The 4,617-nt window shown below is 49.9% G+C and carries 2 protein-coding genes; both read left to right on the forward strand.

Annotated features, from left to right (window positions below; all coding sequences use genetic code 11):
* Positions 1–80 precede the first annotated feature (80 nt).
* Entirely contained in the window at positions 81–1,475 is a 1,395-nt protein-coding gene (ltrA, locus tag I6E38_RS14345; protein WP_235394634.1) for a group II intron reverse transcriptase/maturase, read from the forward strand.
* 398 nt (positions 1,476–1,873) lie between these two features.
* On the forward strand, positions 1,874–4,129 hold the full coding sequence (locus tag I6E38_RS14350) for a GH92 family glycosyl hydrolase (RefSeq protein ID WP_262912388.1): 2,256 nt from the start codon (positions 1,874–1,876) through the stop codon (positions 4,127–4,129).
* The last annotated feature ends 488 nt before the right edge of the window (positions 4,130–4,617 follow it).

Below are 4,617 nucleotides of genomic sequence, written 5' to 3' on the forward strand. Positions count from 1 at the left end.
AAGAAAGATAGTTCACCTTAACACCCATTAACCAAATATCCTAACTTGATTCCTGGGTGCAAAGGTAAAAGAAGGAAAGAATGCAGAAAACATTATCCCAAGTTAATGGCTGCCCCCAAAGAGATAGGTCGGAAACCGAATGGTATGGGGGAGTGCAGACCTTTATGTGGATGTGTGAAGACAACATCGTGGAAGTACCATTCGACAAGGAACACCTTTTCGAGCAAATCCTTAGTCCTGCAAATCTCAACCGAGCCTACAAGGCAGTGATGAGAAACAAGGGCTGTGGTGGTATCGACAAGATGTCATGCGAGCAGTTACTCCCATGGCTCTTGACCAATAAGGATGTGCTCATCCGTTCCTTGATGGACGGTTCTTACCGTCCGAACCCAGTGAAAAGGGTAGAAATACCCAAAGACAATGGCAAGATGCGCCTGTTGGGAATACCTACAGTAGTAGACCGTTTGGTGCAACAAGCCATAAACCAAGTATTGACTCCCATCTATGAGAACCAATTCTCCAAGACAAGCTACGGCTTCCGTCCGAGAAGAGGATGCCATGACGCACTACGAGGAGCGCGAAGGATAATCAACGAAGGCTACATATATGTAGTAGACCTTGACCTTGAACGCTTCTTCGATACCGTGAGCCATAGCAAACTCATAGAAATCCTCAGCCGTACCATTAAAGACGGCAGAGTGGTCAGTCTTATACACAAATATCTCCGAAGTGGTGTAATGAACAAGGGCTTGTTTGAAGCGAGCGAGGAAGGAACTCCCCAGGGTGGACCGCTAAGTCCACTGTTGAGTAATATAATGCTCAACGAATTGGATAAAGAACTCGAACGTAGAGGACTCCCCTTTGTACGCTATGCTGATGACTCGATGATATTCTGCAAGTCCAAAAGGGCTGCAATGCGAGTAAAGGAGAGCATAACCCGATTTATAGAGAATGCTCTATATCTCAAAGTCAACAAGGAAAAGACCGTAGTGTCGTATGTGCGAGGAGTGAAATACCTCGGCTACTCCTTTTATGTGATGAAAGGCAAATGCCAACTCACGGTGCATTCAAAATCCAAAGCCAAGATGAAGTCAAGGTTGAAAGAACTGACAAGTCGCAGCAATGGTTGGGGATATGCCAAGAGAAAGCAAAAACTGAAAGAATACATAAGTGGGTGGGTAGGTTATTATCATCTTGCCAATATGAAACGTCTTTTACTTGAAACAGACGAATGGTTAAGACGTAGAATACGCATGTGTATATGGAAAGCTTGGAAGAAAGTCAAGACAAAAGTGGCGAACCTCATCAGATGTGGTATTAACAAATACAAAGCATACGAATGGGGTAATACTCGCAAAGGCTACTGGCGAACAGCTGACAGCCCTATTCTAAAAAGGGCGATAGATAACAATAAACTACGCTCCGCAGGGTATGCTACTTTAATGGAGGCGTATCTCGAATGGTATCCAAAATAGGAACCGCCGTATGCGGAACCGCATGTACGGTGGTGTGAGAGGTCGGTAAACACGAAAATAGGAGATAAACACCTATGATTAGTGTTTACCTCCTACTCGATGGACAGGGGTCTCCGTGCCCCGTCCTCCCTGAGGAAACTTTTTTAGTTGCTGGAGGACGTGGCACGGAGACCACCGTCCTACTATTCTAAAAGGTGGCAACAAGGTGATTGATCGTAACGATTGGTCTTGAACGAGGTTTGTTAACAGGCCTATGTTTAATTATGACAACGTTGTCTTTGTAGTTTCACGTTTTCTTTGTACCTTTGTGCCATCGGTTATGCAGGAGTCGTTACACATCTCCTGCCCTGGAAAAACACTCAAACGTAAACAAAACCAAAAAACAAGTACTCAGCAGTATGAACATCTTACGCAAATCGCTCATGCCCCTCATGGCATGTGCCCTCATGGTTGGCTCGGCTACGGCTCAACAAAAGGCCCCGGTCGACTATGTAAACCCCTATATTGGCAACATCAGCCATTTGCTGGTGCCCACGTTTGCTACCGTGCAATTGCCTAACAGCATGTTGCGCATCTATCCCGCCCGCGCCGACTATACCTCCGAGCGCGTAAACGGCCTTCCTGTCATTGTTACCAACCACCGCGAGCGTTCGGCCTTTAGCATCTCGCCGTATATGGGTGAGCAGCGCCAACCTGTGGTGGCCGTAAACTGGGACAATGAGCACATCACACCTTATTCGTTCGACATTGAACTGGCCGACAACACCATGTCGGCTCGTTATGCTGTGTCGCACCAGAGCGCTATCTACGACATCAACTTCCTTGAGAAGGGTCAGCCTCGTTACATCATGATCAATTCGCAGCAGGGTGCCATCACCGTGGGCGACGGCTTTGTGAGCGGCTATCAGCAGGTAACCCAAGGCACTCAGGTGTATATCTACGCCGAGTTTGACACAAAACCCGAGGCACAAGGCATACTGAAGGAGGGCAAGCTGGATGCTACTGCCACCACCGCACAGGGCCGTAACGCTTGTGCTGCCTTGCGTTTTGCCAATGGCACCAGCCGTGTGGGCGTGCGCTATGGCGTGTCGTTCATCAGCGAAGAGCAGGCTAAGAAAAACCTGTATCGCGAGCAGCAGGGCTTCAACCTTACTGCCGTTGAGCAGCAGGGCCGCGATGTGTGGAACAAGGCCTTGGCAAAGATTGCTGTGACAGGCGGCACCGACGACCAGAAGACGGTGATGTACACCGCCTACTATCGCACCTTTGAGCGCCCCGTATGCTTGAGTGAGGATGGCAAATATTTTAGCGCCTACGACGGAAAAATACATGCCGACGGTGGCACACCGTTCTATACCGACGACTGGATTTGGGACACCTATCGCGCTGCACACCCCTTGCGTGCCCTGATCACCCCTGAGGTAGAAGAGCCTATCATCGAGTCGTATCTGCGCATGGCCGAGCAGATGGGCACCAAATGGATGCCTACCTTCCCTGAAATTACGGGCGACTCGCGCCGCATGAACTCGAACCACGGCGTGGCGATGGTGGCCGACGCGCTGTATAAAGGCTTGCGTGTTGATATGAAGCGCGCCTTTGAATATTGCCAGAAGGGCATTGAAGAGAAAACCTTGGCTCCCTGGTGTGGCAACAAGGCAGGATGGATTGACGAGTTCTACTGGAAGAATGGCTACATACCTGCCCTGCGTGAGGGCGAGAAAGAGACCGACCCCAACGTGTCGGGCTTTGAGAAACGTCAGCCTGTAGCTGTAAGCTTGGGCACGGCCTACGACCTGTGGTGCCTCTCGCGCATTGCCGCCTTCCGTGGCGACAAGAAGAACGCCGAGCGCTATCTGAAACTCAGTCGCAACTATCGCACACTGTTCAACAGCGAAACCTCGTTCTTCCACCCCAAAGATAAGGATGGAAAATTCCTTGAGCCCTTCGACTATCGCTTCTCGGGCGGCATTGGCGCTCGCGATACCTACGACGAGAACAACGGCTGGACCTATCGCTGGGACGTGCAACATAACATGGCCGACCTGATTAACCTGATGGGTGGCCGCAAGAAGTTTGTTGAGAACCTCGACGCTACCTTTGCCGAGCCTATGGGTCGTGGCAAGCGCGAATTTTATGAGCAGCTGCCTGACCAGACGGGCAACATAGGACAGTTTACGATGGCCAACGAGCCCTCGCTGCACATACCTTACCTGTACAACTATGCGGGTGCGCCGTGGAAGACCCAGAAGCGTGTGCGCCAGGTGCTGCGCACATGGTTCCGTAACGACGTGATGGGCATACCGGGCGACGAAGATGGCGGCGGCCTTACCTCGTTTGTGGTGTTCTCAAGCTTGGGTTTCTATCCTGTAACGCCTGGCTTTGCGGCTTATAATATTGGTAGTCCGCTGTTCAACACGGCCCGTATCTCATTGCCCAACGGTAAGGTGTTTGAGATTGAGGCACAGAACAACTCTGACGAGAATAAGTATATCCAGCGTGCCACCCTTAATGGTAAGGAGTGGAACAAGCCTTGGTTCTCGCACGACGATATTAAGAATGGTGGAAAGCTGGTGCTCGTGATGGGCAAGCACCCCAACAAGCAGTGGGGCGTTGACAAACAGGCTGCACCGCCCTCGGCTGATGTAGAGAAATAGAAGCCCCACCCCCGCGCCGCGCTCGCGCGGCTTTCCCCTCCCCTTATGGAGGGGAGGGAATGGCCTTGCTAACGATGGATTGATAACAACATTGCTAACGATGGATTAATTACTCTATCGCAAACTATAGTAGGACGGTGGCCTCCGTGCCCCGTCCTCCAGCAACCCACACTTCTAAATAGATTACCTCACATATAGAGGTGTCGTTTGCTGTTTGTCTGAGAGGGCTTTTGTGAATATATGGTTGGGCTTTGACAAAAACATAAAAAAAACTATTGTTGGCAAAACCTTCGGTTTCAATAAAAGGTATGGCGAATGGTGTTACGAGAGCAAGCTCTCGATACCATCCGCCATACCTTTTATTGGTGCAGCAAGCTGTACTTTGCCAACAATAGGGTGATAAACATAAAAAAGACTCAGTGGAAATTTAGTGGGGATAAGCATAAATCTTTGCAAGTCGATACAGAAAGAACTTTTCATCAACGATA

Source organism: Leyella stercorea (assembly GCF_021531355.1).
GTDB lineage: Bacteria > Bacteroidota > Bacteroidia > Bacteroidales > Bacteroidaceae > Prevotella.

Coding starts and splice junctions, on each gene's coding strand:
- ltrA (WP_235394634.1), top strand. CDS start 81: ATGCAGAAAACATTATCCCAAGTTAATGGCTGCCCCCAAAGAGATAGG.
- I6E38_RS14350 (WP_262912388.1), top strand. CDS start 1,874: ATGAACATCTTACGCAAATCGCTCATGCCCCTCATGGCATGTGCCCTC.